The sequence below is a fragment of the Acuticoccus kandeliae genome (genome assembly GCF_003073115.1).
In genome coordinates this window covers 1805537-1831185 of sequence record NZ_QBBV01000001.1, presented here as the reverse complement: position 1 = coordinate 1831185, position 25649 = coordinate 1805537, and the positions used below count along the sequence as shown (strand labels likewise).

General features: G+C 68.0%; 25 protein-coding genes. 6 read left to right on the top strand and 19 right to left on the bottom strand.

Annotated elements, in window-relative coordinates; all coding sequences use genetic code 11:
* Positions 1-114: 114 nt before the first annotated feature.
* Both DBV35_RS08345 and DBV35_RS08340 read right to left on the bottom strand, forming a co-directional pair.
* On the bottom strand, positions 115-858 hold the full coding sequence (locus DBV35_RS08345) for an ion transporter (protein ID WP_108659699.1): 744 nt from the start codon (positions 856-858) through the stop codon (positions 115-117).
* A gap of 28 nt (positions 859-886) precedes the next feature.
* Positions 887-1102: a hypothetical protein gene (locus DBV35_RS08340; protein WP_108659698.1), complete on the bottom strand. Its 216-nt coding sequence runs from the start codon at positions 1100-1102 to the stop codon at positions 887-889.
* A 321-nt stretch (positions 1103-1423) separates the two neighbouring features.
* Between DBV35_RS08340 and DBV35_RS08335 the strand changes: the two genes are divergently transcribed.
* The gene (locus tag DBV35_RS08335; protein WP_108659697.1) at positions 1424-2470 is read left to right on the top strand and encodes a Tim44 domain-containing protein; all 1047 of its coding nucleotides are present in this window, start codon (positions 1424-1426) and stop codon (positions 2468-2470) included.
* A 79-nt stretch (positions 2471-2549) separates the two neighbouring features.
* Here DBV35_RS08335 and DBV35_RS08330 read toward each other — a convergent pair whose 3' ends face one another.
* The gene (locus tag DBV35_RS08330; RefSeq protein ID WP_108659696.1) at positions 2550-4349 is read right to left on the bottom strand and encodes a hydantoinase B/oxoprolinase family protein; all 1800 of its coding nucleotides are present in this window, start codon (positions 4347-4349) and stop codon (positions 2550-2552) included.
* 407 nt (positions 4350-4756) lie between these two features.
* Between DBV35_RS08330 and DBV35_RS08325 the strand changes: the two genes are divergently transcribed.
* Entirely contained in the window at positions 4757-4957 is a 201-nt protein-coding gene (locus DBV35_RS08325; protein WP_108659695.1) for a hypothetical protein, read from the top strand.
* 90 nt (positions 4958-5047) lie between these two features.
* On the opposite strand, the gene DBV35_RS08320 is transcribed toward DBV35_RS08325, so the two are convergent.
* From DBV35_RS08320 to DBV35_RS08305, 4 genes are all read right to left on the bottom strand, one after another.
* Entirely contained in the window at positions 5048-7129 is a 2082-nt protein-coding gene (locus tag DBV35_RS08320) for a hydantoinase/oxoprolinase family protein (protein WP_108659694.1), read from the bottom strand.
* A 155-nt stretch (positions 7130-7284) separates the two neighbouring features.
* Entirely contained in the window at positions 7285-7617 is a 333-nt protein-coding gene (locus tag DBV35_RS08315) for a hypothetical protein (protein ID WP_157961638.1), read from the bottom strand.
* 93 nt (positions 7618-7710) lie between these two features.
* Positions 7711-9015 (bottom strand): adenylosuccinate lyase, encoded by a 1305-nt coding sequence (gene purB / locus DBV35_RS08310; RefSeq protein WP_108659692.1) that lies wholly within the window; start codon positions 9013-9015, stop codon positions 7711-7713.
* 13 nt (positions 9016-9028) lie between these two features.
* Positions 9029-9982, bottom strand: a complete 954-nt coding sequence (locus tag DBV35_RS08305; protein ID WP_108659691.1) for a sodium:proton symporter — start codon at positions 9980-9982, stop codon at positions 9029-9031.
* Between the two features lie 418 nt (positions 9983-10400).
* Here DBV35_RS08305 and DBV35_RS08300 point away from each other — a divergent pair, with 418 nt between their 5' ends.
* The 3 genes from DBV35_RS08300 to DBV35_RS08290 all read left to right on the top strand — a co-directional run bounded on the left by DBV35_RS08300 (position 10401) and on the right by DBV35_RS08290 (position 12689).
* Entirely contained in the window at positions 10401-10784 is a 384-nt protein-coding gene (locus DBV35_RS08300; RefSeq protein WP_108659690.1) for a helix-turn-helix domain-containing protein, read from the top strand.
* 142 nt (positions 10785-10926) lie between these two features.
* Positions 10927-11673 (top strand): glycosyl transferase, encoded by a 747-nt coding sequence (locus DBV35_RS08295; RefSeq protein ID WP_205648510.1) that lies wholly within the window; start codon positions 10927-10929, stop codon positions 11671-11673.
* Positions 11670-12689, top strand: coding sequence for an ELM1/GtrOC1 family putative glycosyltransferase (locus DBV35_RS08290; RefSeq protein ID WP_205648509.1), 1020 nt, complete (start codon positions 11670-11672; stop codon positions 12687-12689). The genes DBV35_RS08295 and DBV35_RS08290 overlap by 4 nt, the downstream gene beginning before the upstream one ends.
* 10 nt (positions 12690-12699) lie before the next feature.
* Here the strand turns inward: DBV35_RS08290 and DBV35_RS08285 are convergent, their stop codons facing one another.
* Positions 12700-13320 (bottom strand): methyltransferase domain-containing protein, encoded by a 621-nt coding sequence (locus DBV35_RS08285; RefSeq protein WP_108659688.1) that lies wholly within the window; start codon positions 13318-13320, stop codon positions 12700-12702.
* A gap of 264 nt (positions 13321-13584) precedes the next feature.
* Between DBV35_RS08285 and DBV35_RS08280 the strand changes: the two genes are divergently transcribed.
* Positions 13585-15228 (top strand): AMP-binding protein, encoded by a 1644-nt coding sequence (locus tag DBV35_RS08280; protein WP_205648508.1) that lies wholly within the window; start codon positions 13585-13587, stop codon positions 15226-15228.
* Between the two features lie 117 nt (positions 15229-15345).
* Here the strand turns inward: DBV35_RS08280 and DBV35_RS31275 are convergent, their stop codons facing one another.
* The 11 genes from DBV35_RS31275 to DBV35_RS08230 all read right to left on the bottom strand — a co-directional run bounded on the left by DBV35_RS31275 (position 15346) and on the right by DBV35_RS08230 (position 25647).
* Positions 15346-15471 carry a hypothetical protein gene (locus tag DBV35_RS31275; RefSeq protein ID WP_281262221.1) on the bottom strand — a complete coding sequence of 42 codons (126 nt, stop codon included), beginning with the start codon at positions 15469-15471 and terminating at the stop codon, positions 15346-15348.
* Between the two features lie 51 nt (positions 15472-15522).
* Entirely contained in the window at positions 15523-16014 is a 492-nt protein-coding gene (nuoI, locus tag DBV35_RS08275) for an NADH-quinone oxidoreductase subunit NuoI (protein ID WP_108659687.1), read from the bottom strand.
* 129 nt (positions 16015-16143) lie between these two features.
* A complete protein-coding gene (gene nuoH, locus DBV35_RS08270; RefSeq protein WP_108659686.1) occupies positions 16144-17193 on the bottom strand; it encodes an NADH-quinone oxidoreductase subunit NuoH in 1050 nt (349 codons plus the stop codon).
* A gap of 22 nt (positions 17194-17215) precedes the next feature.
* Positions 17216-17623: an SH3 domain-containing protein gene (locus DBV35_RS08265; RefSeq protein WP_108659685.1), complete on the bottom strand. Its 408-nt coding sequence runs from the start codon at positions 17621-17623 to the stop codon at positions 17216-17218.
* A gap of 5 nt (positions 17624-17628) precedes the next feature.
* Positions 17629-19722 (bottom strand): NADH-quinone oxidoreductase subunit NuoG, encoded by a 2094-nt coding sequence (nuoG, locus tag DBV35_RS08260; RefSeq protein WP_108659684.1) that lies wholly within the window; start codon positions 19720-19722, stop codon positions 17629-17631.
* Positions 19723-19953: 231 nt separating this feature from the next.
* Positions 19954-20274 (bottom strand): pentapeptide repeat-containing protein, encoded by a 321-nt coding sequence (locus DBV35_RS08255; RefSeq protein WP_108659683.1) that lies wholly within the window; start codon positions 20272-20274, stop codon positions 19954-19956.
* A gap of 4 nt (positions 20275-20278) precedes the next feature.
* A complete protein-coding gene (gene nuoF / locus DBV35_RS08250) occupies positions 20279-21580 on the bottom strand; it encodes an NADH-quinone oxidoreductase subunit NuoF (protein WP_108659682.1) in 1302 nt (433 codons plus the stop codon).
* 67 nt (positions 21581-21647) lie between these two features.
* Positions 21648-23288 carry an NADH-quinone oxidoreductase subunit NuoE gene (gene nuoE, locus DBV35_RS31030; RefSeq protein WP_170134891.1) on the bottom strand — a complete coding sequence of 547 codons (1641 nt, stop codon included), beginning with the start codon at positions 23286-23288 and terminating at the stop codon, positions 21648-21650.
* 147 nt (positions 23289-23435) lie between these two features.
* Positions 23436-24620: an NADH-quinone oxidoreductase subunit D gene (locus DBV35_RS08240; RefSeq protein WP_108659681.1), complete on the bottom strand. Its 1185-nt coding sequence runs from the start codon at positions 24618-24620 to the stop codon at positions 23436-23438.
* Positions 24620-25033, bottom strand: coding sequence for a GFA family protein (locus DBV35_RS08235; RefSeq protein ID WP_108659680.1), 414 nt, complete (start codon positions 25031-25033; stop codon positions 24620-24622). The genes DBV35_RS08240 and DBV35_RS08235 overlap by 1 nt, the downstream gene beginning before the upstream one ends.
* Complete coding sequence (locus DBV35_RS08230; RefSeq protein ID WP_108659679.1) at positions 25033-25647, bottom strand: NADH-quinone oxidoreductase subunit C; 615 nt, start codon at positions 25645-25647, stop codon at positions 25033-25035. Before DBV35_RS08230 ends, DBV35_RS08235 begins: the two co-directional genes overlap by 1 nt.
* Positions 25648-25649: the final 2 nt, after the last annotated feature.

The window sequence follows — 25649 nt, the reverse complement described above, 5'->3', positions numbered from 1 at the left end:
CGAAGCTCACCCCATTGGGCAAAAGCCCAAATGGGTTCGCAGTCAAGCCACCATCTCGCATTTGCGGTGTGGAGAGCGCCGCCCTCCCCGCGCATGTCCGCGCGGGAGCACCCCTCAGGTGACGGTGTCGTCCTTCTCGCGCTCCTGCGCCTCGCGCGTCGGATGCTCGTTCGACAGGGCCGTCGCGATGAGGCCCGTCGGCACCGCGATGATGCCGAGCGCCATCATGAGGATGAAGCCGGTGAAGATCCGCCCGCCCGCCGTGATTGGATAGACGTCGCCATAGCCGACCGTCGTCAGCGTCACGACCGCCCACCACATCGCGTGCGGGATGGAGGCGAAGGCCTCGGGCTGGGCCTCGTGCTCGAAGAAATAGATCCCGGTCGCGCACAGATAGAGGACGATCAGCGCCACCGCGGCGAAGACGACGAGTTCGGCGGCGATCCGCCGGAAGGCGCGGCCGAGCCGCTCGAACGCGCGCACATAGCGCATCAGCTTCAGGAGGCGCAGCACGCGCACGATGCGCAAGGCCCGCAGCGAACGCATGTCGAGCCCCATGGTGAGGAGCGTCGGCGCGATCGCGAGGAGGTCGATGATGCCGAAGAAGGAGAAGACGTAGCGCAGGGGCCGCGGCGAGGCGTAGATGCGCAAGCCGTACTCGACGGCGAAGATCGTCACGACGATCCACTCCTCGATCCGCAGGATGCGACGGAAGCCGGGCGGGATCGACGGCAGGCTCTCGACCGCGATCGAGATGACCGAAACGATGATGAGCCCCTGGATCGCGAAGGCGACGGCGCGGCCGTGGACGGGGTCGTGCCCGTCGAGAAGGGCGAGGATTCGGTGTCGGGTCAGCACCCCGCCACTATAGGGTCACCAGCAACGTTCAGAAATTGTCTTCGTAGACCCCGACGGTCGTTTCCACACCGCCGCCGATGCGGATCGAGGTGTTCTCCGACGATGCGCACCCGGTGAGGCCGAAGAAGACGATGCCGAAGGCGACCACCGCGCCGACCCGGCGCGCCTTGCCCGGCGCATCGTCCGGAAAGCGGGCCTCGAGGCCCTTCAGAAATCCCCAGCCCCATCCTTCACGTTGTTCCACGCGCCCACCTTCTTGAATGGCCAAGGGCCAAAGGGCCCGCCGCGCCCGCCGACCGGGCTTGCGCGAAGAGGCGATCGGATGAGGAAGCGACCAGTGCGCGCCGCCGTCAAGGGGAGAGATCGCGCCGCCAAGCGGCGAAACGAATGTTCCCCCCTGCGCTGCTTCGTCGCTTCTTTCAAATCGCTCACAAAGTCTGACTTTTTGGTGAGGGTGGTCGCTCGGTCGCAGGGCAGCGCCCTTGGCCCCCCTTCGGGGGTTGCCCATATGGGCATCACAAACTGTCGAAGAATAGAATCGTTCGAGATCGACCAAGGGGAACCCATGCGCTTTTTCTATCGCCTGCGCGGGCTCATCGTGCTGCTGACGCTCGCCACGGGCCTCAGCCTCGTCGCCACCGACTTCGCCGAGGCGCGCCGGGGCGGCTCCTTCGGCAGCCGCGGTGCGCGCACCTATTCCGCGCCCGCCGCGACGCGGACGGCGCCGACGACGCCCTCCTCCATGAACAATTCGATGACCCAGCGTCCCCAGGCGCAGCAGCCGGGCTCCACGGCCGCGAACCAGGCCGGCGCGCAGGCGCGTCGCGGCGGCGTGTTCGGCGGCATCGCCGGCGGCCTCCTCGGCGGCCTGATGCTCGGCGGCCTCATCGGCATGCTGATGGGCAACGGGCTCGGCGGCATGGCCGGTCTCTTCGGCCTGCTCCTCCAGGTCGGCCTCATCGTCCTCGTGGTCTCGCTCGTGATGCGCTTCTTCCGCGGCCAGCGCCAGAACAAGCCCGCCTTCGCCGGCATGGGCGGCGGCGCCTCGTCCGACGGGGACCGCTTCACCTATGACCGTCAGGGCGACGCCTATGACCGCGACGGCAACCCGCGTCCCGCGAACTTTGGCGGCAGCGGCGGAATGGCCGGCGCGGCGGCGCCCGTCGAGACCGACGTCGCCCCCGCCGGCGCGATGAGCGGCGGCCACGACGAGATCGGCATCACCGGCGAGGATCTCGACCAGTTCGAGCAGCTTCTCGCCGAGGTGCAGGCCTGCTTCACCCGCGAGGACTATGCGGGGCTGCGCGCGCGCTGCACGCCGGAGATCGTCTCCTTCCTCTCCGAGGAGCTCAGCCAGAACGCCGTCAACGGCGTGCGCAACGAGGTGACGGACGTCCACCTCCTCCAGGGCGACCTCTCCGAGGCCTGGCGCGAGGGTTCGACCGAGTACGCGACGGTCGCGATGCGCTACGAGAGCGTCGACATCCTGCGCGACCGCGAGACGGGCGAGATCGCCGAGGGCGACCTCACCCCGAGCGAGACGGTGGAGATCTGGACCTTCGTCCGCCCCGTGGGCGGCAAGTGGCAGCTTTCGGCGATCCAGGAGACCTGATCGCCCGCCCCGATCGAACGATCGGCGCTTCCTTCGACGGCCGGGCCCCAAGCCCGGCCGTTTTTGTTTGGCTGATCGTCTAGGCCGCTCGCGCTGCGCGCAAATCCTCGCGCAGGATCTCGGTCGCCTCCGGGTCGAGGCCCCACTCGTAGCCGTCGTCGGTCTTGGCGAGGACGACGCCATAGTCGTGCCGCGCGTCGTCGGGCGAGATGAAGCCGTCGAGCACGTCGTCGACCACCTTCGCGGGCTCGCGCTCCAGCGGGTCGCCATAGCCGCCGCCAGAGGGCGAATAATAGGTGATCACGTCGCCGGCCGCGACGCGCAGGCCCGAGATCTTGGCCGGCTCGTCGCGCAGCGAGCCCGGCTCGTCGACATTGTGGACCGTCAGGAGGCCGACCGCGCCGGGCTTCCCGCCGAAGACGCCCCAAGGCGCGTCCTCGTGGCGGTCGCTCTCGTGCGTCATGAAGCCGGGCGCGAGGAAGCGCTGCGCCTTCACCACCCCCTGCCCGCCCCGATAGCGGCCTGCGCCGGGGGCGACGTCGTCGCGCACCTCGTAGCGGTCGCAGATGAGGGGGAGGTGCATCCCAAGATCCTCGAGCGGGTTGTTGCGCGTGTTGCGCATCAGCTCCTCGATCGTGTCCGGACCGTCGGACGCGGGCCGCCCGCCCATCGCCGCCTCGTTCACCTCCAGGAAGACCCAGTAGTCGCCATTGGGCCGCACGCCGGAGAAGGCGGCGAAGGAGAGCGTCGCCGCGTTCCCCGCCGTCACCTTGTCCGGGATGACCGGGGCGAGCGCCTTGATGATGAGGTCCACCATGCGCTGGATCTGGCAGAAGCGCGCCTCGGCGGCGACGGGGGCGATCGGGTTGTAGATCGACCCCTTCGGCGAGGTGACGGTCACGGGACGGAACGAGCCCTCGTTCTGCGGCAGGTCCGTGCCGTGGGTGTAGGTGTCGAGAAGGAGCGCGCGGAAGGCGAAGTAGCAGGCGACCTTGGTCGAGCCGTCGAACGGAACGTTGAAGCAGGTCGGCACCTGCGGCGAGGAGCCGGTGGTGTCCACCTCCACGCTGTCGCCGCGCACCTTCACCGTCACCTTCAGGGGCAACGTCACGCCGCGATTGCGGCCGTCATCGTCGAGGAAGCCCTCGGCGGTGTAGTCCCCGTCCGGGATCTTCGCGATCTCGGCGCGCAGCATCCGCTCGGTGTATTCCATCAGCGCCGCGCAGGCGGACTGGACCTCGGGCTTGCCGTAGCGAGCGAAGAGCTCTTCCAGGCGCCGCACGCCGAGCTCGGCGGAGGCGATCTGCGCCTCGAGGTCCCCCATCACGAGCGCGGGGACGCGGGTGTTGTCGGCGATGAACTGCCAGAGCGCCTCGTTGCGGCGCCCCGCCTCGTAGAGCTTCAGCCCGTTGAAGAGCATGCCCTCGGCGTACATGTCCGGCACGTCGATGATGAGGCCGGGCGTCGCGGCGCCGATGTCCACGTGGTGGGCGGTGTTGGCCGAAAAGCCGACGAGCGCGCCCTCGAAGAAGACCGGCATCACGATCGCGATATCGGGTGAGTGGCTCGCCCCCTCGTAGGGGTGGTTGTGGATCGCGCAGTCGCCGGGCTTCCACGCCTCCAGCGGGATGCGCTTGGCGATGCCGCGCAGGTAGCCCGGCAGCGAGCCGATATGCATCGGCGTGGAGTCGCTCTCGCAGAGCGTGTTGAAATCGATGTCGAAGAGGCCGGCGCCGAGATCCTGGCTCTCGCGGATGATCGAGGAGTAGCTCATCCGGTAGAGCACGTTGCCCATCTGCTCGGCGATCGAGTGGAGCGCACCGCCGATCACCTGGAGGGTGATGGGGTCGATCGCGGCGGATTTCGCGGCTTCTGGCATGGGATGCGCGCCTTTCCTCTCGCCACGGCGGGGCCGTGGCCACGCCTCTTTCTAGCAATCAGCGTACCGGTCCGCCGCCCGCGCGCAAAGATGTCGGCGCGTGTGCGCCTGCCACCCCCTTGTGCGCGCCCCGTTTTGCGTCATTGTCATATTCCAGCGCAAAAAAGCGCACTGAGTGACACCTCCCCCCTTGATTTGGCGCACATAATGCGCCTAAATACAGAAACACCGTCATCGAGCCGTCATTTTCGCGAGAAAGGGCCCGAAGGAGGCGCACAGAGAGCCGTGAGCCGGCTCACAAACGCACTTTTGTGACGTACGTCACAAACGAAATCCGCGGGGCGCCGCACCTTTCTGTTTGTTGCTGAAACGCCTCGCTGGAGGCAGAGATTGGGGGAAGGACGATGATGGGACGCTTTCTGCTGGTCGGTCGCGGCAGCACGGTTCCACGCCACAAGAGCACCGATGACGGGCAGAGCTTCGAGGAGCTGCGCCGCGTGAACCGCCTGCGCGAGGACGCGGAGCGCCGGAGCTGGAGCGTCGAGGATCACACCTTCCGCCGCAACAGCCACGCCATCGGCCCGTTCTATATCGATCCCGCCGAATAAGGCCGCCTCGGCCTCAACTCTCGGCTTGTTGGGTCAATCACGCCGCCCGGTCGCCTGCGACCGGGCGTTTCTATTTTCATGGCCCCGCGCTCAGACCCCGCCCAGCGAAAGGCGCACATCCCCCTGTGACAGGACCGTCGCCACCCATCCGGGCGGCACGAGCGTCGTGGAGTTGTGCTGGACGAGGATGGCCGGACCGCCGACGCGGTCGCCCGCGAGGAGCTCGCGCCGCCGGTAGCGCGGCGTCTCGATGCGCTGCCCGTCGTCGAAGGTGGTGAGGCGGCGGTACATCACCGCCTCCTCAGGGTTCGTGCGGTTGCCGTCCGCAAGGGTCGGCAGCGTCAGCGAGCCCGCCCCCGCCCCCGCGACGACGCGCAGCGTGATCGCCTCGGTGAGCTGGTCGCGGAAGGCGTGGCCGTAGACCTTCTTGTGCGCCTCGAAGAAGCTGTCGATCACCGCGCCGGCATTCGCCTTGGTGAGCGGCCCGTTCGGCACCTCGGCGCGCAGCTCGAACCCCTGCCCGACATAGCGGCACTCGGCGATCTTGCGATAGATGCGCGCCTCGGCGGGCACGCGGTCGAGGTCGAGCTGGGCGTCAGCCTCGGCGCGCAGCGCGTCGAAGCGGGCGTTGAGCTCGGCGAGCGCCTCGTCGCTCGCCGTGTCGAGCACGGTCAGCACCGACTGCGTGTACTCGTATTGAAGGTCGGTCACGAGGAGGCCCATCGCGGCGGTGATGCCGGGCTGGAGCGGGCTCACCACGTCCTTCGCCTTGATGATCTCGGCGAGCGCGACGGCGTGGAGCGGCCCCGCCCCGCCGAACCCCATCAATGTGAAGCCGCGCGGGTCGATCCCCTTCGCGACGGAGTTCGCGTTGATGGCGAGCGCCATGTTGTTGTTGATGATGCGCAGGATGCCGAGCGCGGCCGCCTCGACGTCCATGCCGAGCGGCTTTGCGATGTGCGTCTCGATCGCCTCGCGCGCGAGCGCCTCGTCGATGGTGAGGTCGCCCCCGAGGAACTGGTCGGGATCGAGCCGGCCGAGCACCACCTGCGCGTCCGTCACCGTCGGCTCGGTGCCGCCCTGGCCGTAGCAGGCCGGCCCCGGATCGGCGCCCGCCGAGCGCGGCCCGACATGGAACGCGCCGCCGGCATCGATATAGGCGATCGAGCCGCCGCCCGCACCGATGGCGTCGATGTCGATCATCGGCACCAGCACGGGAAGCGAGGCGACCTCGGTGTCGCGCGGGTTCTTGATGCGCGTCTCGCCGTCCTGGATGACGGAGATGTCGGCCGATGTGCCGCCGATATCGATGGTGATGATATTGTCGGCGCCAGAGGCCGCGCCCGTCCACTTGCCGCCGATCACCCCGCCCGCCGGCCCCGACAGGAGGAGGCCCACCGGACGCCGGGCCGAATTCTCCACCGTGGAGATGCCGCCATTCGACTGCATGATACGCACGATGGCGCCGATCCCCTCGTGCCGCAGGCGCATTTCGAGGCGCTCCAGATAGGCGCTCGTCTTGGGGCCGATATAGGCGTTCATCGCGCAGGTGGAGAACCGCTCATACTCGCGGATCACATTCACCACCTCCGACGAGCAGGACACGTACGCGTCCGGCAGCACCGACTGCACGATCTCCTTCGCCCGCACCTCGTGTGCGTCGTTGAGGAAGGCGAACAGGAAGGCGACGATCACCGCGTCGACGCCGCGCTTCTTGAAGAGCTCGGCCGCCGCGCGGACCTCCTCCTCGTCGAGCGGGACAGTGACCTCGCCCGTTGGCGGCATCAACCGCTCGGTGATGGGCAGCCGGTCGCGCCGGCGCACCAGCGGGTGGGACTGCCAGGGCACGTCGAACTGGAGGGAGAAATTGTGCGGACGCTTGTGGCGCGCCATGTGGAGAATGTCGCGGAAGCCGCGCGTCGTCAGCATCCCGACATGGGCGCCCTTGCGCTCGATCACCATGTTGGTCGCGACCGTGGTGCCGTGGAGCACCATGTCGATGTCGCCGGGGGCGATCTCCGCGATGCGGCAGATCTCGGTGATCCCGCGCACCACCGCCACCGACTGGTCCGACGGGGTCGAGGGCACCTTGTGGACGACGATCCGCTCTCCGGGCCGGTCCAACACGATGTCGGTGAATGTTCCGCCGACGTCCACGCCTACCCGGATCATCTCATCCCCCAAATCTGCGAGGTCGAGGATGCACAAAGCTTGCCGCGCGCAGCAAGTCGGCAATGAGGACGGGGTAGGCGTGGGCGCGCGGCCACACCCGCGCGCCCCGCGTTCCGGTGCGCCGCGCCGTCAGGACCGCGCGACGCGGCGCCGCCTCAGCGGCGCGGCTTGCAACTATATTGGGTCAGCGTGGTGGTGATGATGCGGCTCGCCCGCCCCTTCCAGCGCTCGCAGGTCGCCTGGTCGTTGAAGCAGCCGACGAAGGAGACGGGGATCGACTGGTCGAGGATCCCCTGCGTGTTGCCCGCGACGCGCCCGATCCAGGGCGCCTGCGGGTTCGCCTCGCAGGAGGGCGTCGCGTTGCGGATGTCGTTGATGTCCTGCTGGGAATCCACCTGCGCGACGGCCGGCTCTGCCGCGAGGAGGCCGGCGACCAGCGCGAGCGCGGCGACCGGGGCCAGCGCCCCGGATGACATTCGGTGAATCATCTCGTCTCCTCCGCCATGGTTTCGGCCGCCCGGCGGCGCGGGCGGCGCATGTCATGAAGTTAGGCGAGCGGCCCGCCGATGCGAAGAGCGGGATCAGTCCGCGAAGACGCGGGCGAAGATCGTGTCCACATGACGAAGGTGCGCCGCATCGTCGAAGGCGGCCGCGAGCGTCGCCGCGTCGAGACTGGCCGTCACGTCCGCGTCGGCCGCGATGAGGTCGTGGAACGTCCCCTCCCCGGCATGGGCGCGCATCGCGTTGCGCTGGACCATCCGGTAGGCGTCCTCGCGCGAGACACCCGCGACGGTGAGCGCGAGCAGAACCTGCTGCGAATGGAAGAGCCCGCCGAGCATGTCGAGATTGGCCCGCATCCGCTCCGGCTTGATGACGAGCCCCTCCATCACGCCGGAGAGGCGCGCGAGGGCGAAATCCAGCGTCACGCACGCGTCCGGCCCGATCATCCGCTCGACCGAGGAGTGGGAGATGTCGCGCTCGTGCCAGAGGGCGACATTCTCCATCGCGGGAATCGCGTAGGAGCGGACCATGCGGGCGAGACCCGTGAGGTTCTCGGTCAGCACCGGGTTCTTCTTGTGCGGCATCGCCGACGAGCCCTTCTGGCCCGCCCCGAACGCCTCCTCCGCCTCACCCACTTCGGTGCGCTGGAGGTGGCGGATCTCGGTCGCAAGACGCTCGACCGAGGAGGCGACGACGCCGAGCGTCGCGAAGAAGGCGGCGTGACGGTCGCGCGGGATCACCTGGGTGGAGATCGGCTCCACCGTGAGTCCCATCTGCGCCGCGACGTGCGCCTCCACGCGCGGATCGATGTGCGCAAAGGTGCCGACCGCGCCGGAAATCGCACAGGTCGCGATCTCCGCCTTCGCGGCGATGAGGCGGGTGCGGGCGCGGCTGAACTCGGCATAGGCCTGGGCGAGCTTCAGACCGAAGGTCGTCGGCTCGGCGTGGATGCCGTGGCTGCGGCCGATGGTGGGGGTGAGCTTGTGCTCCATCGCGCGCCGCTTCAGCGCGGCGAGCAGGCGCTCCACATCGCTGATGAGGAGATCGCTCGCGCGCGAGAGCTGCACCGCGAGGGTGGTGTCGAGCACGTCCGAGGAGGTCATCCCCTGGTGGACGAAGCGCGCCTCCGGACCGACGATCTCGGCGAGATGGGTCAGGAACGCGATGACGTCGTGCTTGGTCTCCCGCTCGATCTCGTCGATGCGGTCTATGTCGAACACGGCAGCGCCGCCCTTCTCGCGGATGGTGCGGGCGGCTTCGGCGGGGATGGTGCCGAGCTCGGCCATCGCGTCCGCGGCGTGCGATTCGATCTCGAACCAGATGCGGAACTTCGTCTCCGGCGAGAAGATGTTCACCATCTCCGGGCGCGAATAACGGGGGATCATTCGTTGGGGCTCCTCAGGCCGTCACTTCACGGGGCGCTCCACTGAGGCGCCGACCCAAGGGCTTTAGCATCAAGGGGAACAGGAAGCACGGGAGCTGGCCGAGTGCGAAATACAGCCAGACGGTGTCGTTGATCTGCATCGTGCCGAGGGCGGCGACGATGAGGCCGGAATTGCGGTTGCCCGCGGCGTAGGCGATCGCCACGGCGTCGGTGCCGACGAAGGGGCGGAAGATGAGATAGGCGAGCGCGATCTGCATGAGCGCGAAGCCGAGCACGGCGACCCCGATCGCGATCGTCTCGCCCGGCGCGACGAGGAAATGGTCGCTGACGCCCGCCATCGCGCCGAGCGCGAAGATGACCGCGACGCCGACGCTGATGGTGTCGAAGAGGGACTTCGCCTCAACGATCCGCCGCGCGCCGAGGAGGCGGCGCAGCACCGTCGCGACGATCGAGGCGACGGTGAGGAGGAGCGCGAGGCGCCCGGCGAGGTCGAGCACCGAGATCGGCAGTTCGTTCGGCACGAAGATCGCCGCGATGATCGGAGCCGTGACGGGGAGGGTCACCGTCCCCATCAGCATGACGGCGAGAACGAGCGCGCCGTCGAGCCCCATCAGCATCGCGAAGGCCGGGGCCGACACGATCGGCGACGGCACCGCGAAGAGGAAGAGCACCGTGAGGACGATCGGCGAATCGTAGGGCGGCCCCGCGAGCGCGGCGAGCGAGAGGGTCGCGAGCGGGAAGATCACCGAGATCCAGACCGCGGCCGCGACGACCGGGACGGGCCGTTTGAGGCGCATGAAGAAGGCGGCGATATCCACACGCAGGAGCGAGACGCACAGCATCGTCATCACGCAGTAGCCGAGATACGGCCTCAGGGTGCCCGCAAAGCCCGGAAACACGATCCCGACGCCGATCGACAGCGCGATGATCCAGGTCCCGTTTCTGCTGATGAATGGAAAGATGCCCATGCACTTTTGTCTTTCCCGGTCGCGAGGAAATTCGCAAGCGGACTCCGGCACATGGGAGGTGTGCAGATGGGCATGATCGCGTCCCGCGTCATATGCGAGCGATCAATTTCACGGTGGCGTCTATCGTGAAATTGATCGCAGACACACAATGCGGAACTCCCTTTCGTCCCGTTAAGCTTGTGTTCAATTGCGCTTGTGCTACGCCCCCGAGGCGGACGAGCGCGCCGAAGGAATGCTGCGTTTTTTGGATAAATTGGCAGTTTTAGTATACTTTTCTGCCCAGGCTGAAGTTGAGCGCCCCAAGCGGCCCTGACTGCCGATTTGCCACAAACTGCATGCGGAACGCTCTTTCGGTCTAGCGTTGGTTGTAAGATTGAATTATTTTGATCCGCTCAACTGATGGAAGGAGCAGAACAAAATGTCCATCAGAGCGTCGGTGGATCAACCGGGCGGCCAAGGCATGGAAGAGCAATGGTGTTCGCACAGCATGATTGAGTGGCGGTCGCGCCTTCGCGGGTGCCTCGTGAAAAGCGGGAAGACGCGCGCTCAAGTATGCAGCGAGGCCGGGCTCAATCCCGCCTACCTCACGCAGATCCTGGAACAGAAGGGCGCCACGCCGCGGATCGACAATCTGCAGAAGCTGGCGAAGGTCCTCAACACGACGGTGACCTATCTGGTCGACGGCGTGGACATGGGGCCGGAGGCAACGGAGTGCCTATCGCTCTATGCCTCCCTCACGCAGGATCGAAAGGGCGCGGCCCTGTTGATGTTGCGGGACATGGCGGCGCGCTCACATCAGTGAGCTTTGCCTCGGCGGCGGACTTTCATTAGAGCTTTTTGGGCTCGAGGGTCCGCGTGTGCCATAAGGTCGGCTCGGACTGCGAGCTGCCGACCCCTCCTGGTGGGATGTCGTGGCAATCTCCCTCGAACCCACCGGGCGATCGATGACGAACTCTGCGCAAACCGTGATCTGCATGAAGTGGGGCACCGCCTACGGGACGGACTATGCCAACACGCTGCACAACATGGTGCGCCGCCACACATCGCGCCCGCTCCGCTTCGTCTGCTTCACGGACAATGCGGAGGGGCTCGACCCGGGGATCGAGCCGCGCCCCCTCCCCGCGATCAACCTGCCCGAAAGCCACCGCTGGAAGGCCTGGCGAAAGATTGCCCTCACCCAGGCCGATCTCGGCGACGTGACGGGCAATGTCCTCTTCCTGGACCTCGACGTCGTGGTGACGGGCGGGATCGACGACTTTTTCGACTATGCGCCCGAGGCGACCTACTGCGTGATCGAGAACTGGACGCAGATGGGGAGCGGCATCGGCAACACGAGCGTCTTCCGCCTCACCGTCGGCGCCCACACCGAGGTCTACAACACGCTGATGGCGGACCCGGAAGGGACCGTGCGCAAGCACCCGAACAGCCAGACCTTCCAGTCGCGCACCATCTCCTCACGCGTCTTCTGGCCGAAGCCGTGGTGCGTCAGCTTCAAGCACACCCTGCTGCCGCCCTTCCCGCTGAACTACGTGAAGACCGCGCCGCTGCCCGATGACGCGAAAGTGATCTGCTTCACCGGCTTCCCAAATCCGGACCACGCGCGCGACGGGATCTGGCCCGAGAAGAGCTGGGTGAAGCGCATCCGCAAGCGCGTCCGCCCGACGCCGTGGATCCGCGAGCATTGGCAGTGACGGATATCCTCGTCCTCACGGACGGGGTCGCCGGACACGACCGATCGTCGGACGGGGTCCTCGTCGCCCTCGCGCGCCATCACACCGTGAACGCCGGATGGCTCGGGATGCGCGAGATCCGGCCGCGCTCGCGCCGCGTCGCCCGCGTCAGCGCCACGCTGATGCCGCCCGAGCGCTGGCTCGCCGAGCGCGTCGCGATCGCGCCGGAGCGCGTCGCGGGCCCCTTCCGCGACGCCGCGCTCGACACCTGGCCGGAGCGGGCCGACATCGTGATCTCGACCGGCCCCGCGACCGCGGCCGCGAACATCGCCGCCGCCCGCCGCTTCGGCGCGAAGAACATCTATTGCGGTTTCCCGAAATGGCCGGTGCGGGGCTACTCGGTGATCCTCAGCCCGATCCCCTCCCGCTCGCCGGCGGTGCTCGAAGCGCCGCGCCCGTCGAATGTCGACGTCGACGCGCTTCCCCCACCCCGTCCGCTCGCCGAACCGGGCCCGCGCACCCTCGCCCTCCTCTTCGGCGGCGAGAGCAAGCACTACGCCTACCGGCAGGACGACATGGACGCGCTCGCCGCGAGCCTCCTCGCGGTCTTCGCGGAACGGCCCGACTGGGCGCTCCAGGCCTACGATTCGCGCCGCACCTCGGCGGGACTCTTCGACGGCTTCATCGAGGCGCTCGCCCCGCTCGGCGCCCGCCTCTCTTCCCACCGCTATGCCGATGGCGGGGTCGCCTCCAACACCCCCGCATACGGGGCCGACCTCGTGATGGTCACCGCCGACAGCATGTCCATGATCACCGAATCGCTGGCGGCGGGGCGGCCCACCAAGATCATCCGCGCCGAAGCCTATGCCGGCCCGCCGCGCGACCGGCGGGAGGTCGGCGTTCTCGTCGGGCGCGGGCTCGTGTCGACCGCGACCTTTGCGACGCTCGACCTCGCGCGCCTCCTCGACACGCCGCCGCCGCCGCGCGTCTCGCAGCCGGACGCGCTGAGCCGCCTCCTTCAGGCGCGCGGGATCTGACGCGGGCCGGTCAGGTCGAGATTGGGGGCTGCTCGTAGCGGCCGCCCTTCAGGCGCCATAGCTGATAGTCCACCTCGGCCGGGCCGAACTTCCCCCAATAGGCCAGCCACTCGGACGGAGACGAGCGGTAGGTCTTGAAGGCGCAGCGACCCTTGCGGAAGACGGGCACAGCCACCGCCTCGCCGAAGGCCGTCGCCAGCATCTCCTGCCACTTCTTCGGCGGCTGCAGCATCGTGTGCGCGTTGCGACCGTCCGGCAGGATCGCGCGGGCGGGCCGCGTGTCGATGATGAAGAGCGCGCGCTTTGTGAGGCTCGCGACGTGCTTCAGCACGCCCGCCACCTCGTCCGGCTCCAGATGCTCCATCACGTCGATGCAGATCGCGTAGTCGTAGGAATCGCTCTTCAGGGTGGCGATCTCGGGGATCGCGGGGTCGTAGCTGTCGCGCACCTCGAGCGTCGGCGCGGTCAGGATCTCGCCGAATCGCCCCTGCCCGGCGCCGTAGTCGATCAGCGTTTTCGGCCGGTCGATCTGCACCCAGGGCTCGACAAATCGCCGCATGCGGACCGCAGTGTTGCCGTAAGTCCGCCGCCGGTGAAGCTCAGCATACGCGTCGACGTTGCGCGTCTTCATGGCCACTCTCTCTGTATCGTACCGAACACGGGGCCATGAAGCAGTTGCGCCCCGCCGCGCCTCGTCCTTACATCGATCCAAAGACCGGGAGGAACAACCGATGCCATCCGACTCGACGCAAGTCGACGTCTTTCGGCGCAATGGTGCCGACGTCACCCGGTGTGCGGTGTCGCACATGTGGCGCCGAACCTCCACCCGCCGCGTGCGCATGGCCGCTCCCGCCCCGCTGGCGACCATCGGGACCGGCGAGACCGAGCGTCGGCCGTGAACGATATCGGCGCACGCGAGCCGAAGGCGCTTCCCGCCTGGGCCCCCGACGGCACGATCTACCTGCCGGCGCGCGAGGACGGGCCGGACGGGGCGGCGATCGCCAAGGTCTCGGACCGGTCGATCCTCACCGCGCTCCTGGAGGCTGAGCGCAAGTTCGGCGGCGCCAGCGTCGCGCTGGAGGACGGCGAGCAGCGCATCCTCACCTACACCGAGCTTGTGCGCGCCGTCGCGGCGCTGTCGCGCGTCGTGAAGCGCGAGACCAAGGGCGAGGTCGTCGCGATCATGCTGCCGTCGAGCATCGCGGCCGTGATCGCCTATTTCGCCGTGCTCGCCGCGGGGCGCACGCCGGCGATGCTGAACTTCACCGCCGGCCGGCCGACCCTCGTCGCGGCCTGCGAGGTCGCGAAGGTCGGCGCCATCATCACCGCCGACCGGTTCATCGCGATGGCGAAGCTGGAGCCGATCGCGGCCGCGCTCGCCGAATGCGCGCCGGTGCTGCCGCTGGAGACGCTGCGCAAGTCCGTCACGCGGCGCGACAAGGCGTTCGCCGTCATCGGCCCCAAGCTCGGCCTCCTGCCGCGTGCCGCGCCCGATTCAGGCGCAGCGATCGTGTTCACCTCCGGCGCGGAAGGGGACCCGAAGGCGGTCGTCCTCTCCCACCGCAACATCCTGTCCAACATCGAGCAGGTCGTGCGCGGGCTGCCGCTCGAGCGGGTGAAGGTGTTCTTCAACCCGCTGCCGATGTTCCACTCCTACGGGCTTGGGCCGGGCATGATCCTGCCGCTGGTGCTGGGGCGAAAACTCGTCCTCCACCCCTCCCCGCTGCGGGCGAAGGAGGTCGCGAAGCGCATCTCAGAGACGCAGCCGAACGTCCTCCTCGCAACCGACACGTTCCTGCGCCAATACGCGCGCGTCGGCGATCCGGGCAGCCTCTCCTCGCTGCACTTCGCCGTGTGCGGGGCCGAGCGTGTGCGGGCCGAGACGCGCAACCTCGTGCGCTCCCGCTTCGGGTTCTCCGTCGTTGAGGGCTATGGCGTCACCGAGACGAGCCCGGTGCTCGCCGCGAACCACCCCGACGACGTGCGCGACGGGACGGTCGGCAAGCTCCTTCCGGGGATCGAGGCGCTGCTTGAGCCGGTGCCCGGCCTTCATGACGGCTACCGCCTCAAGGTGCGCGGCCCGAACGTGATGGCGGGCTATCTCCAGCCGGACGGCAGCCTCAGCTCCCCGCCCGACGGCTGGCACGACACCGGCGACGCCGTCGTCATCGAGGACGGGTATCTGTCGATCCGCGGACGCCTGAAGCGCTTCGCCAAGATCGGCGGAGAGATGACCTCGCTCGTGACGGTGGAGAATCTCGCCGGCGCCGTCTGGCCCGAGTCGCTCCACGCCGCCGCCGCCCTCCCGCTCGGCCACAAGGGCGAGATCATCGTCCTTCTGACGGAAGAGCCCGATCCGGAGCCGGACGAGCTTCTGGCCCGCCTGAAGCACGACAAGCTGTCGGAGCGCTTCATGCCCTATCGCGTCTTCCAGGTGGAGAAGATCCCGCTTCTCGGCACCGGCAAGCTCGACACCGTGGCGGTGACGAAGCTCGCGGCCGAGCTGATGGCGGGCAACGAGGAGAAGCCCGGCGACTGACGCGCGGGCGGCCCCGGCACGGCCCGGAGCCGCGTCCTTACGGAAACGCCAGGCGCTCGACGTGTTGGAGGATGGTGCCGGCTTTTCCCGCCAGGCTTCGCGGCGAGATGACGCGTCCTAGAAGAGCGCGCCGTAGATGATCAGGACGCCGATGATGATCGCGCCGACCAGGATCAGCGTGAAGAAGGCGGCGTTTTTCGCGCGCGCCGCGTTCTTGTGCTGCTTCTCGAACGGGTCGGTCATGGGTGCACGCTTGCCCTCATCTGCGGCGTCATGCCGGATGATGCGCCCGCCTCAGCGGTAGGGCGCGTCCGCCGCGATGTTGGCCGCGATCTCACGCTCCCAACGGTCTCCGTTCGCGAGCAGCTTCTCCTTGGTGTAGAGGAGCTCCTCGCGCGTCTCGGTCGCGAACTCGAAGTTCGGGCCTTCGACGATCGCGTCCACCGGGCAGGCTTCCTGGCAGAGGCCACAATAGATGCACTTCACCATGTCGATGTCGTAGCGCGTGGTGCGGCGCGTGCCGTCATTGCGGCGCGGCCCGGCTTCGATGGTGATGGCCTGGGCGGGGCAGATCGCCTCGCAGAGCTTGCAGGCGATGCAGCGCTCTTCGCCGTTCGGATAGCGGCGCAGCGCGTGCTCCCCGCGGAAGCGCGGCGAGATGGGGTTCTTCTCGTAGGGGTAGTTCACCGTCGCCTTCGGGCTGAAGAAGTACCGCATGCCCAGAAAGAAGGCCGACACGAACTCCAACAGGAAGATCGAGCGGGCGGTGCCCTGGAGGGTTGCCATATCGGTTCAGCTCTCTTGCGTCATCAACGGGACGGCGCGTCGGAAGCGGCGCACCGTCAAACTACAACAATTCCACATGGCGCGGTCGGCCAAGTTCGCAACCGCGGGGCTCGCGCCCCGTGGCGCGGGTCAGCCGCGCCAGCCGGTGAGCTTCAGGACGAGCGCGACGACCACCACCGCGCCGAGCGACAGCGGCAGGAAGACCTTCCAGCCGAGGCGCATGAGCTGGTCGTAGCGGTAGCGCGGGACGATGGCCTTCACCATGGCGAACATGAAGAAGACGCCGAAGCACTTAAGGGCGAACCAGATGACGCCCGGAATCCAGGTGAACGGCGCGATCGCCAGCGGCGGCAGCCAGCCGCCGAGGAAGAGCAGCGTCGTCATCGCGCACATCAGCCCGATCGAGACGTACTCGCCGAGCATGAACATCATGTAGGGCGTGGAGCCGTACTCGACCATGAAGCCCGCGACGAGCTCCGATTCGGCTTCGGGCAGGTCGAAGGGCGGGCGGTTCGTCTCCGCGAGGGCGGAGATGAAGAACACCACGAACATCGGGAAGAGCGGCAGCCAGTACCAGTTGAGGATCGACAGCCACGGGAGGCCCAGCATCGTCGCAAGGCCCGTTTCCTGCGCGAACACGACGTCCTGCAGGTTCAGCGAGCCGACGCACAGGAGCACCGTGATGATCACGAGGCCGATCGACACCTCGTACGAGATCATCTGCGCGCTGGAGCGGAGCGCACCGAGGAAGGGATATTTCGAGTTCGACGCCCAGCCGCCCATGATGACGCCGTAGACGCCGAGCGAGGAGATCGCGAGGACGTAGAGGACGCCCACATTGATGTCGGCGATCACCCAGTCCTGCGCGACCGGCACCACGACCCAGGCGCACAGCGCGAGAAGCGTCGTGATGAAGGGGGCGAGCAGGAAGACCGTGCGGTCCGCGCCCGCCGGAATGACAGGCTCCTTGAAGACGAACTTCAACAGGTCCGCGAAGGACTGGAAGAGGCCGAAGGGACCGACGACGTTCGGGCCACGCCGCATCTGCACCGCCGCCCAGACCTTGCGGTCGGCGAGCAGGATGTAGGCGATGATGATGAGCAGAGCCACGAGAAGGACCACGCTCTGAAGCACGATCAGGAGCGTCGGTGCGGCGTAATTGCTCCAGAACTCAGACATCCATCAATCCCTCACGCGCCGCTCAACCGGCGATGATCTTCACCCGCGACGCCGGCAGCCAGCCGGACAGACACGGGCCATTATAGGTTTTCTTCTCCGGCCAAGGCTCGGAGACGCCGCAATCGCCCGATCCGTAGACCACCGCGAGCCAGCTGCCCTCGGTGGCGCACACGAACACGCTCGTCCCGTCGACGAGCTGGTCGAGGAGGCCGTAGTCCTCGGACGGGCCGCGGCGCACGACCGCGCCGTCCTTGCCCGCGTCCACCACCGCGCCGCTCTGGGCGCAGGCGTTGACCGAGGCGTCGCCGCCGATCTCGATCAGCACGTCGTGGGAATCGTCCTGCGTGACGGTGGCGCCGAAGGTCGGCGGCACCGCGGCCATGAGGCCGGTGAGGACGATCGCAAGCGTTGCGGCGACGGGGCGGCGCATCGGGTCTACTCCGCGGCTTCGGCGGGGCGGGCCCGCTCGTCGAGAAGGCGGGCGCACTCGGCCATGACTTTCGAGGCCCGCGTCACCGGGTTGGTGAGGTGGAAGACCTCGATCGGGTTCACGAACGGCGTCCCTTCCATGGCCCCTGCCCGCGCGGCGAGACGGTCGATGGCGTCCGGATTGCCGGGAACCACCTGGTCGACCTCGCCGAGGAAGGGCGCCTTTGCGACCATCGCACGGTTCAGCGCCGCGAAGCTGTCATAAGGAAGCTGCGCGCCGAGCTCGGCCGAGAGGGCGCGCAGGATCGCCCAGTCCTCGCGCGCCTCGCCCGGCGGGAAGGCGGCGCGGTGACCGCGCTGGGCCCGCCCCTCGAGGTTCACATAGGTGCCCTGCTTCTCGGTGTAGGCTGCGCTCGGCAGGATCACGTCGGCCGCGTGGGCGCCGCGATCGCCGTGGGTGCCGATATAGACGACGAAGGGCTTCTCGAGCCCGCCGGTGTCGATCTCGTCCGCGCCGAGGAGGAAGAGGACGTCGATATCGCCCGCGCCCGCCGCCGCCAGCACGCCGCGGGTGTCGAGCCCGCCCGCGTCCGGCACGCAGCCGACATCGAGGCCGCCGACGCGCGCCGCCGCCGTGTGGAGGATGGCAAAGCCGTTCCACTCGGGCGTCACCGCCCCGACCGCCTTCGCGAGCGAGGCCGCTTCGGCGAGCACCGCCGCCGCATCGTCGCGCGTGAGGGCCGCGGCGCCGACCATGATGATCGGCCTCTCGGCCTTCTCGAGGACCTCGCGGAAGGCGCCGAGGTCGGACAGAGTCGCGGGGCCGGCGCCGAGATATTGGTAGGGATAGGTGAGGTCGACGCGCTCGCCGATGAGGCCGACCTTCGCGCCGTGATGCACCCAGGCCTTGCGGATGCGGGCGTTGAGGACCGCCGCGTCCCAGCGCGGGTTGGCGCCGACGATAAGGATCGCGTCCGCCTCTTCGATCCCGGCAATCGTCGGATTGAAGAGGTAGGAGGCGCGGCCGAGAGACGGGTCGAGCGCGGCCCCGTCCTGGCGCGAATCCACCGAGGCGACGCCGAGGCAGGACATGAGGTCCTTCAGTGCGAAGAGCTCCTCGGCCGAGGCGAGGTCACCGCCGAGCGCGGCGATCCGGCCGGCCTGCGTGCCCTTCACCTTGGCGGAGATCGCCGTGAAGGCCTCGCGCCAAGTCGCCGGGGCGAGGCGCCCGTCGGCACCGCGCACATAGGGGCGGTCGAGGCGCTGGGTCTTGAGGCCGTCCCACACGAAGCGCGTGCGGTCGGAGATCCACTCCTCGTTCACGTCCTCGTTGAGGCGCGGCATGATCCGCATCACCTCACGCCCGCGCACGTCGACGCGGATGTTGGAGCCGACCGCGTCCATCACGTCGATGGTCTCGGTCTTCGTCAGCTCCCAGGGGCGGGCCTGGAAGGCGTAGGGCCGCGAGGTGAGCGCGCCGACCGGGCAAAGGTCGATCACGTTGCCCTGCAGCTCCGAGCCCATCGCGGTCTCGAGATAGGTGGTGATCTCCATGTCCTCGCCGCGGCCGATGGCGCCGAGGTCGGGCACGCCCGCCACCTCGGTCACGAAGCGGATGCAGCGGGTGCACTGGATGCACCGGTTCATGATCGTCTTGACCAGCGGGCCGATATATTTGTCTTCGACCGCGCGCTTGTTCTCCTTGAAGCGCGAGCCGGAGACGCCGTAGGCCATCGCCTGGTCCTGCAGGTCGCACTCGCCGCCCTGGTCGCAGATCGGGCAGTCGAGCGGGTGGTTGATGAGCAGGAACTCCATCACCCCTTCGCGCGCCGTCTTCACGAACTCGGTCTTGGTGTTGACCATCGGCGGCGTGCCGTCACGACCCGGGCGCAGGTCCCTGACCCCCATCGCGCAGCTCGCGACCGGCTTCGGCGGCCCGCCGACGATCTGCACGAGGCACATGCGGCAGTTGCCCGCGATCGACAGCCGCTCGTGGAAGCAGAAGCGCGGAATTTCGGCGCCCGCGGCCTCGCAGGCCTGCAGCACCGTGTAGTGATCGGGCACATCGATCTCTTGCCCGTCGATGATCAGCTTCGTCATCGCGTCATCCTCACGCTACGCTTCGTTCCACGGGTCGCCCCAAGAGCCGCCGGGGAGCCGGCAGCGCCGTGCGCGCCACACGCGCCGCGAGCGTTGGCAGTGGCCTCTCATTATTCAAATTCGCGGCCCGCGCAAACTCCCCGCGGCCCGAACGCGGTGGGCAAATGCCCCGCACGTGGCCGCCGGGCGTCCGGGCGGACGCGCCGTCGCCGGTCGTGATCGCCGCGCCGCTCACGACCGGTCCCCCGCGGGACGGTCGCGCATCATGGTGTAGGCGGCGAGGAGATCGGCGAGCGGGATGCCGTTGATCCGCATTCCCGCCGTCTGCGCGTTGTCGATGCGCACATTGCTCATGTTCACGTTGGTGAATTGCGCGTTCGACAGGTCCGCGTTCTCCACCTTCGCGTCGGCGAGGTTCGCCCGCGTGATCGACGCCACCGACAGATTGACGTCGTCGAACTTCGCATTCGAGAGGTTCACGTCCTCGAATGTCGAGTTCTCGGCGCTGACACCGCGCACGTGAAGCGCTTCGTGGGCATCCTCGAATTTCATCGTCCTACTCGGCCGCCATCGGCGCCGGGGCGACGCGCTTGGCCGAGAAGCTCGCGATGCGCTTTTCCATCTCCGGGCGGAAATGGCGGATGAGGCCCTGGATCGGCCACGCCGCGGCATCGCCGAGCGCGCAGATGGTGTGGCCCTCGACCTGCTTGGTCACGGACAGGAGCTGGTCGATCTCGCGCGGGTCGGCCCGCCCCTCGACCATCCGCTCCATAACGCGCCACATCCAGCCCGTGCCCTCGCGGCACGGCGTGCACTGGCCGCAGCTCTCGTGCTTGTAGAAGTAGCTGAGGCGACTGATCGCCTTGATGATGTCGGTCGACTTGTCCATCACGATGACCGCCGCGGTGCCGAGGCCCGACTTCTTGTCGCGCAGCGTGTCGAAATCCATGTAGAGGTCGTCGCACTCCCAGTGCGGGATCAGCGGCACGGACGAGCCGCCCGGGATCACCGCGAGGAGATTGTCCCAACCGCCGCGCACGCCGCCGCAATGCTTCTCGACGAGCTCGCGGAAGGTGATGCCCATCTCCTCTTCCACCGTGCACGGCTTCTCGACGTGACCGGAGATGCAGAAGAGCTTGGTGCCGACATTGTTCGGACGGCCGAGATCGGCGAACCAGGTCGCCCCGCGCCGCAGGATCTCCGGGATGACCGAGATCGTCTCGACATTGTTGACCGTCGTCGGCGCGCCATAGAGGCCCATATTGGCCGGGAATGGCGGCTTCAGGCGCGGCATCCCCTTCTTGCCTTCGAGGCTTTCGAGGAGCGCCGTCTCCTCGCCGCAGATGTACGCGCCCGCGCCGTGGTGGACGACGATGTCGACGTCCCAGCCGTGGATGTTGTTCTTGCCGATGAGCTTGGCCTCGTAGGCCTGGCGCACGGCCGCCTCGAGGTGCTCGCGCTCGCGGATATATTCGCCGCGCACGTAGATGTAGCAATAGTGCGAGTCCATCGCGCGGCAGGCGATGAGGCAGCCCTCGACGAGGAGCTGCGGGTCGTGCCGCATGATCTCGCGATCCTTGCAGGTGCCGGGCTCGGACTCGTCGGCGTTGACGACGAGATAATGCGGACGCCCATCGTCGGAGGCCTTCGGCATGAAGCTCATCTTGAGGCCGGTCGGGAAGCCCGCCCCGCCGCGGCCGCGCAGGCCCGAGGCCTTCAGCTGCTCGATGATCCAGTCACGCCCCTGGTCGATGAACCCCTTGGTCCCGTCCCACTGGCCGCGCGCCCTCGCCCCCTCCAGGCTCCAGTCCTCGAAGCCGTAGAGGTTGGTGAAAATGCGGTCCTGATCCGTCAGCATCCGTCAGCTCCAACTCGCGAGGATTGTGCGGCGATGCCGCCGGCGGCGTTCGCTCCACGCTGGGCAATCATTGCGGCGCGTCCGTGTTGTCGACGAGCGCCTGCGCCTGCTCGACCCACTTCTCGCGGTCGATCCGGCCCTTGAAGGCGAGATAGGCGTTCACCCAGTCCTTGTTCTCCTGCGTCCACCCGGCGATCTGCGCGAAATGGAAGATGCCGAGACGGTGGAGCGTCTTCTCGATCACGGGGCCGACGCCGGAGATCTGCTTCAGGTCGTCGGGCTCGCCGATCGTCTCGCGCATCACGCCGGTCGGGCGCACGCCCGCCTCGTTCGCGCGCTTGGCCGCGATGCGGTCGGGCGGCGCCGGCATCGTCGCGTCCGCCGCCTCCTCGGCCTCTTCCTCGGCCGCCTCGGCGACAGGCGCCTCTTCGACCGGTGCTTCTTCCACCGGCTCCTCGATGACAGGCGCAGGCTCTTCGGCCGCAGCCTCCACCACCGGAGCGGGCTCCTCGGCCACCGGGGCAGGCTCTTCGACGGGCGCAGGCTCCTCGGCAGGAGCCGCCGCCTCGACCGCGGCCGGCTCTTCGACCGGCGCAGGCTCTTCGGCGGGGGCCGGCTCCTCGGCAGGCGCGGGCTCTTCGGCCGGGGCGGCCTCGCTCACCGCTTCGGCGGGCGGGGTCACGCTGTCGGTGGTCGCCTCGCCCTCGTCGGTGCGCGCGGCATACTCGCCACCCGGCGAGGCGCGGTCGGCGGCGGCTCGGTCGGCCTCCTCGTCGCGCGGCGGAGCGGCTTCGATCTCGGCCTCGTTCGGCGCCTCGACATCGGGCGCGTCCGCGGACGCGGCCTCTTCGGGCGTGTCGGCCGGCTTCTGCCGCGCCGCCTCTTCGGGCGATTCGGCGACCTGGCCGTTGGTCTGCGCCTCGGGCGCGGCCGGATGGGCGTTGCCGGCGGGCTCGTCGCTCGACCGCGTCGCCTCGACCTCGGGCCGGTCGGCGCCGGAGGGCAGACCCGCCTGCTGCTCGTGCGCGGCGGGAGAGGCCGGGTCGACGCCCGAATCGGGGGCCGCGTCGCCGGGCGCCGCCTCGGCCACCGGCTTCGGACGGCGCTGGCCGCCGAGCAAAGTGGTCGCCCCGGAAATCGGCTCGGACGCCTTGCGCGCACTCTGCGGGCCGGGGACCGGCGTCGCGCCGCTCGCCAGCGTGTCGAGCAGCGCCTCGAACGTCTCGGGCGTCAGATCCTCGAACGTGTCGGAGCCGATCTGCACCATCGGCGCGTTCACGCACGCCCCGGCGCACTCGACCTCTTCCCAGGAGAAGCGCTTGTCGGCCGACAGCTCGAACGCGTGGCCGGCGATGCGCGACTTGCACACGCGGATGATGTCCTCGGCCCCGCGCAGCATGCACGGCGTCGTCCCGCACACGCCGATATGGGCGACGGTGCCGACCGGCTGGAGCTGGAACATCGTGTAGAAGGTCGCGATCTCGAACACGCGGATGTACGGCATGTCCAGCATGTCCGCCACGAGGCGGATGGCCGGCTCGGGCAGCCAGCCATTGTGCTGCTCCTGCGCCTTCCACAGGATCGGGATGACCGCGCTCGCCTGCCGTCCCTCCGGATAGTCGGAGATCCTATTCTGGGCCCAGGCGAGATTCTCCGGCGTAAACTCGAACGAGGCGGGCTGTTCGCTCGCAAGACGCCTTACAGCCATGGGTTAGCTCCGGAACTTAGCGCAGATCGGGTCATCACTATCATTGTGCGTCGCAAAAGGAAGCGGGGTGCCAGTCGCCCCGCGCGATAAGGTGCGCCCAACCGGACGCCACCCTCACGCGCGGTGCGGGCGCCACCACTCCCGCAATTACCGGTCAACTTCGCCGAACACGATGTCCAGCGAGCCGAGGATCGCGGCCACGTCCGCGAGCATGTGCCCTTCGCAGATCGTATCCATCGCCTGGAGATGCGCGAAGCCGGGGGCCTTGATCTTGCAGCGATAGGGCTTGTTCGTGCCGTCGGAGACGAGATAGACGCCGAACTCCCCCTTCGGGGCCTCCACCGCGGCATACACCTCCCCTTCGGGAACGTGGAAGCCCTCGGTGTAGAGCTTGAAGTGGTGGATGAGCGCTTCCATCGAGCGCTTCATCTCACCGCGCTTGGGCGGGGCGACCTTGCCGTCGAGCGTGTGCACCGGACCCTTGGTCGTGCGCAGCTTCTGGCAGCACTGGCGCATGATCGACGTCGACTGGCGCATCTCCTCCATGCGGATGAGATAGCGGTCGTAGCAGTCGCCATTCTTGCCGACGGGAATGTCGAATTCCATCTCGTCGTAGCACTCGTAGGGCTGCGACTTGCGCAGATCCCACGCCGCGCCCGAGCCGCGCACCATCACGCCCGAGAAGCCCCAGGCCCAGCACTCGTCGAGCGAGACGACGCCGATATCGACGTTGCGCTGCTTGAAGATGCGGTTTTCCGTGATCAGCCGGTCGAGATCCTCGACCACCTTCAGGAACGGCTCGCAGAAGGCGTCGATATCCTCGACGAGCTGGTCCGGCAGGTCCTGGTGGACACCGCCGGGTCGCACATAGTTCGCGTGCATGCGCGCGCCGCACGCCCGCTCGTAGAACATCATCAGCTTCTCGCGCTCCTCGAAGCCCCACAGCGGCGGGGTCAGCGCGCCGACGTCCATCGCCTGGGTCGTCACGTTGAGGAGGTGGGAGAGAAGGCGGCCGATCTCGCTGTAGAGGACGCGGATGAGCTGGGCGCGTTTCGGGATCTCGATGCCGAGGAGCTTCTCGGTCGCGAGCGCGAAGGCGTGCTCCTGGTTCATCGGCGCCACATAGTCGAGGCGGTCGAAATAGGGCACGGCCTGCGTGTAGGTCTTGTGCTCGATCAGCTTCTCGGTGCCGCGGTGGAGAAGGCCGATGTGCGGGTCGACCCGCGTCACGATCTCGCCGTCGAGCTCCAGCACCAGGCGCAGGACGCCGTGCGCGGCCGGGTGCTGCGGGCCGAAATTGATATTGAAGTTTCTGACCTGATGCTCGGCCATCAACCTTGTCCTTGCATCATCGCGAAGAGCTCGGGACCCGTGATCTTCTGGGTGTCGTCAGCGAAGGAATAGTCGGCCGGCTTCTCGTCGATGAAGACCTCGCCCTTCAGCGGCATGTCGAGCGGCGGGTCGAACGTGTAGGCGCCGACGAAGGCCATGTCCTGGCCCTTGAGGCGGTAGGCAAGGCTCGTCCCGCACTTCTGGCAGTAGGTGCGGTCGGCCCATTCGGAGGAATTGTAGACGCCGAGGGGCGCGTCGGCCGGATAGGTCAGCCCGTGCGCCTCGACCACGATGAAGGGGCCGCCATTCATCCGCCGGCAGGTGGTGCAGTGGCAGGCGCCGAGATGCTCGGCCGTGATGTCGGCGGTGAAGGTGACGGCGCCGCAGGCGCACTGCCCATGTCGCTCAGCCATCAGTTTGCCTTCTCATCGCCCGGAAGAACATACTCCGTGCCTTCCCAGGGCGACAGGAAGTCGAAGTCGCGGAATTGCTGCACGAGGTTCACCGGCTCGTACACGACCCGCTTGACCTCGTCGTCATAGCGGACCTCGACGAAGCCTGTCAGCGGGAAGTCCTTGCGCAGCGGATGCCCGTCGAAGCCGTAGTCCGTCAGTAGACGGCGCAGGTCCGGATGGTCGGAGAAGAGGATGCCGTAGAGGTCGTAGGCCTCGCGCTCGTACCAGTCCGCCGCGGGGAAGACGCCCGAGAGGGAGGGGACGGGCGTGCGCTCGTCCGCCGTCACCTTGAGGCGGATGCGCAGATTATGGACCGGCGAGAGCAGGTGATAGACGACGTCGAACCGCTCGGCCCGGGCCGGCCAGTCGACGCCGCAAATGTCGACGAGGTTGACGAAGGCGACGCGCGGATCGTCCCGCAGGAAGCGCACCACCTCGATGAGGTGGGTCCGCGTCAGGACGACGGTGAGCTGCCCGAAGGTGATCGAGTGCTCCACGATAGCGTCCGGATGGGCGCCGCGGATGATGTCGAGCACGTCGACGAGGGAATCGTTCTGAACCGTCTCAGCCATCG

Coding starts and splice junctions, on each gene's coding strand:
- DBV35_RS08265 (WP_108659685.1), bottom strand. CDS start 17,623: ATGCGCCGCCCCGTCGCCGCAACGCTTGCGATCGTCCTCACCGGCCTC.
- DBV35_RS08315 (WP_157961638.1), bottom strand. CDS start 7,617: ATGATTCACCGAATGTCATCCGGGGCGCTGGCCCCGGTCGCCGCGCTC.
- DBV35_RS08305 (WP_108659691.1), bottom strand. CDS start 9,982: ATGGGCATCTTTCCATTCATCAGCAGAAACGGGACCTGGATCATCGCG.
- purB (WP_108659692.1), bottom strand. CDS start 9,015: ATGATCCCCCGTTATTCGCGCCCGGAGATGGTGAACATCTTCTCGCCG.
- DBV35_RS08255 (WP_108659683.1), bottom strand. CDS start 20,274: ATGAAATTCGAGGATGCCCACGAAGCGCTTCACGTGCGCGGTGTCAGC.
- nuoG (WP_108659684.1), bottom strand. CDS start 19,722: ATGACGAAGCTGATCATCGACGGGCAAGAGATCGATGTGCCCGATCAC.
- DBV35_RS08320 (WP_108659694.1), bottom strand. CDS start 7,129: ATGATCCGGGTAGGCGTGGACGTCGGCGGAACATTCACCGACATCGTG.
- DBV35_RS08240 (WP_108659681.1), bottom strand. CDS start 24,620: ATGGCCGAGCATCAGGTCAGAAACTTCAATATCAATTTCGGCCCGCAG.
- nuoE (WP_170134891.1), bottom strand. CDS start 23,288: ATGGCTGTAAGGCGTCTTGCGAGCGAACAGCCCGCCTCGTTCGAGTTT.
- DBV35_RS08300 (WP_108659690.1), top strand. CDS start 10,401: ATGTCCATCAGAGCGTCGGTGGATCAACCGGGCGGCCAAGGCATGGAA.
- nuoH (WP_108659686.1), bottom strand. CDS start 17,193: ATGTCTGAGTTCTGGAGCAATTACGCCGCACCGACGCTCCTGATCGTG.
- DBV35_RS08235 (WP_108659680.1), bottom strand. CDS start 25,033: ATGGCTGAGCGACATGGGCAGTGCGCCTGCGGCGCCGTCACCTTCACC.
- nuoF (WP_108659682.1), bottom strand. CDS start 21,580: ATGCTGACGGATCAGGACCGCATTTTCACCAACCTCTACGGCTTCGAG.
- DBV35_RS08295 (WP_205648510.1), top strand. CDS start 10,927: ATGACGAACTCTGCGCAAACCGTGATCTGCATGAAGTGGGGCACCGCC.
- DBV35_RS31275 (WP_281262221.1), bottom strand. CDS start 15,471: ATGACCGACCCGTTCGAGAAGCAGCACAAGAACGCGGCGCGCGCGAAA.
- DBV35_RS08285 (WP_108659688.1), bottom strand. CDS start 13,320: ATGAAGACGCGCAACGTCGACGCGTATGCTGAGCTTCACCGGCGGCGG.
- DBV35_RS08230 (WP_108659679.1), bottom strand. CDS start 25,647: ATGGCTGAGACGGTTCAGAACGATTCCCTCGTCGACGTGCTCGACATC.
- nuoI (WP_108659687.1), bottom strand. CDS start 16,014: ATGGCAACCCTCCAGGGCACCGCCCGCTCGATCTTCCTGTTGGAGTTC.
- DBV35_RS08335 (WP_108659697.1), top strand. CDS start 1,424: ATGCGCTTTTTCTATCGCCTGCGCGGGCTCATCGTGCTGCTGACGCTC.
- DBV35_RS08325 (WP_108659695.1), top strand. CDS start 4,757: ATGGGACGCTTTCTGCTGGTCGGTCGCGGCAGCACGGTTCCACGCCAC.
- DBV35_RS08330 (WP_108659696.1), bottom strand. CDS start 4,349: ATGCCAGAAGCCGCGAAATCCGCCGCGATCGACCCCATCACCCTCCAG.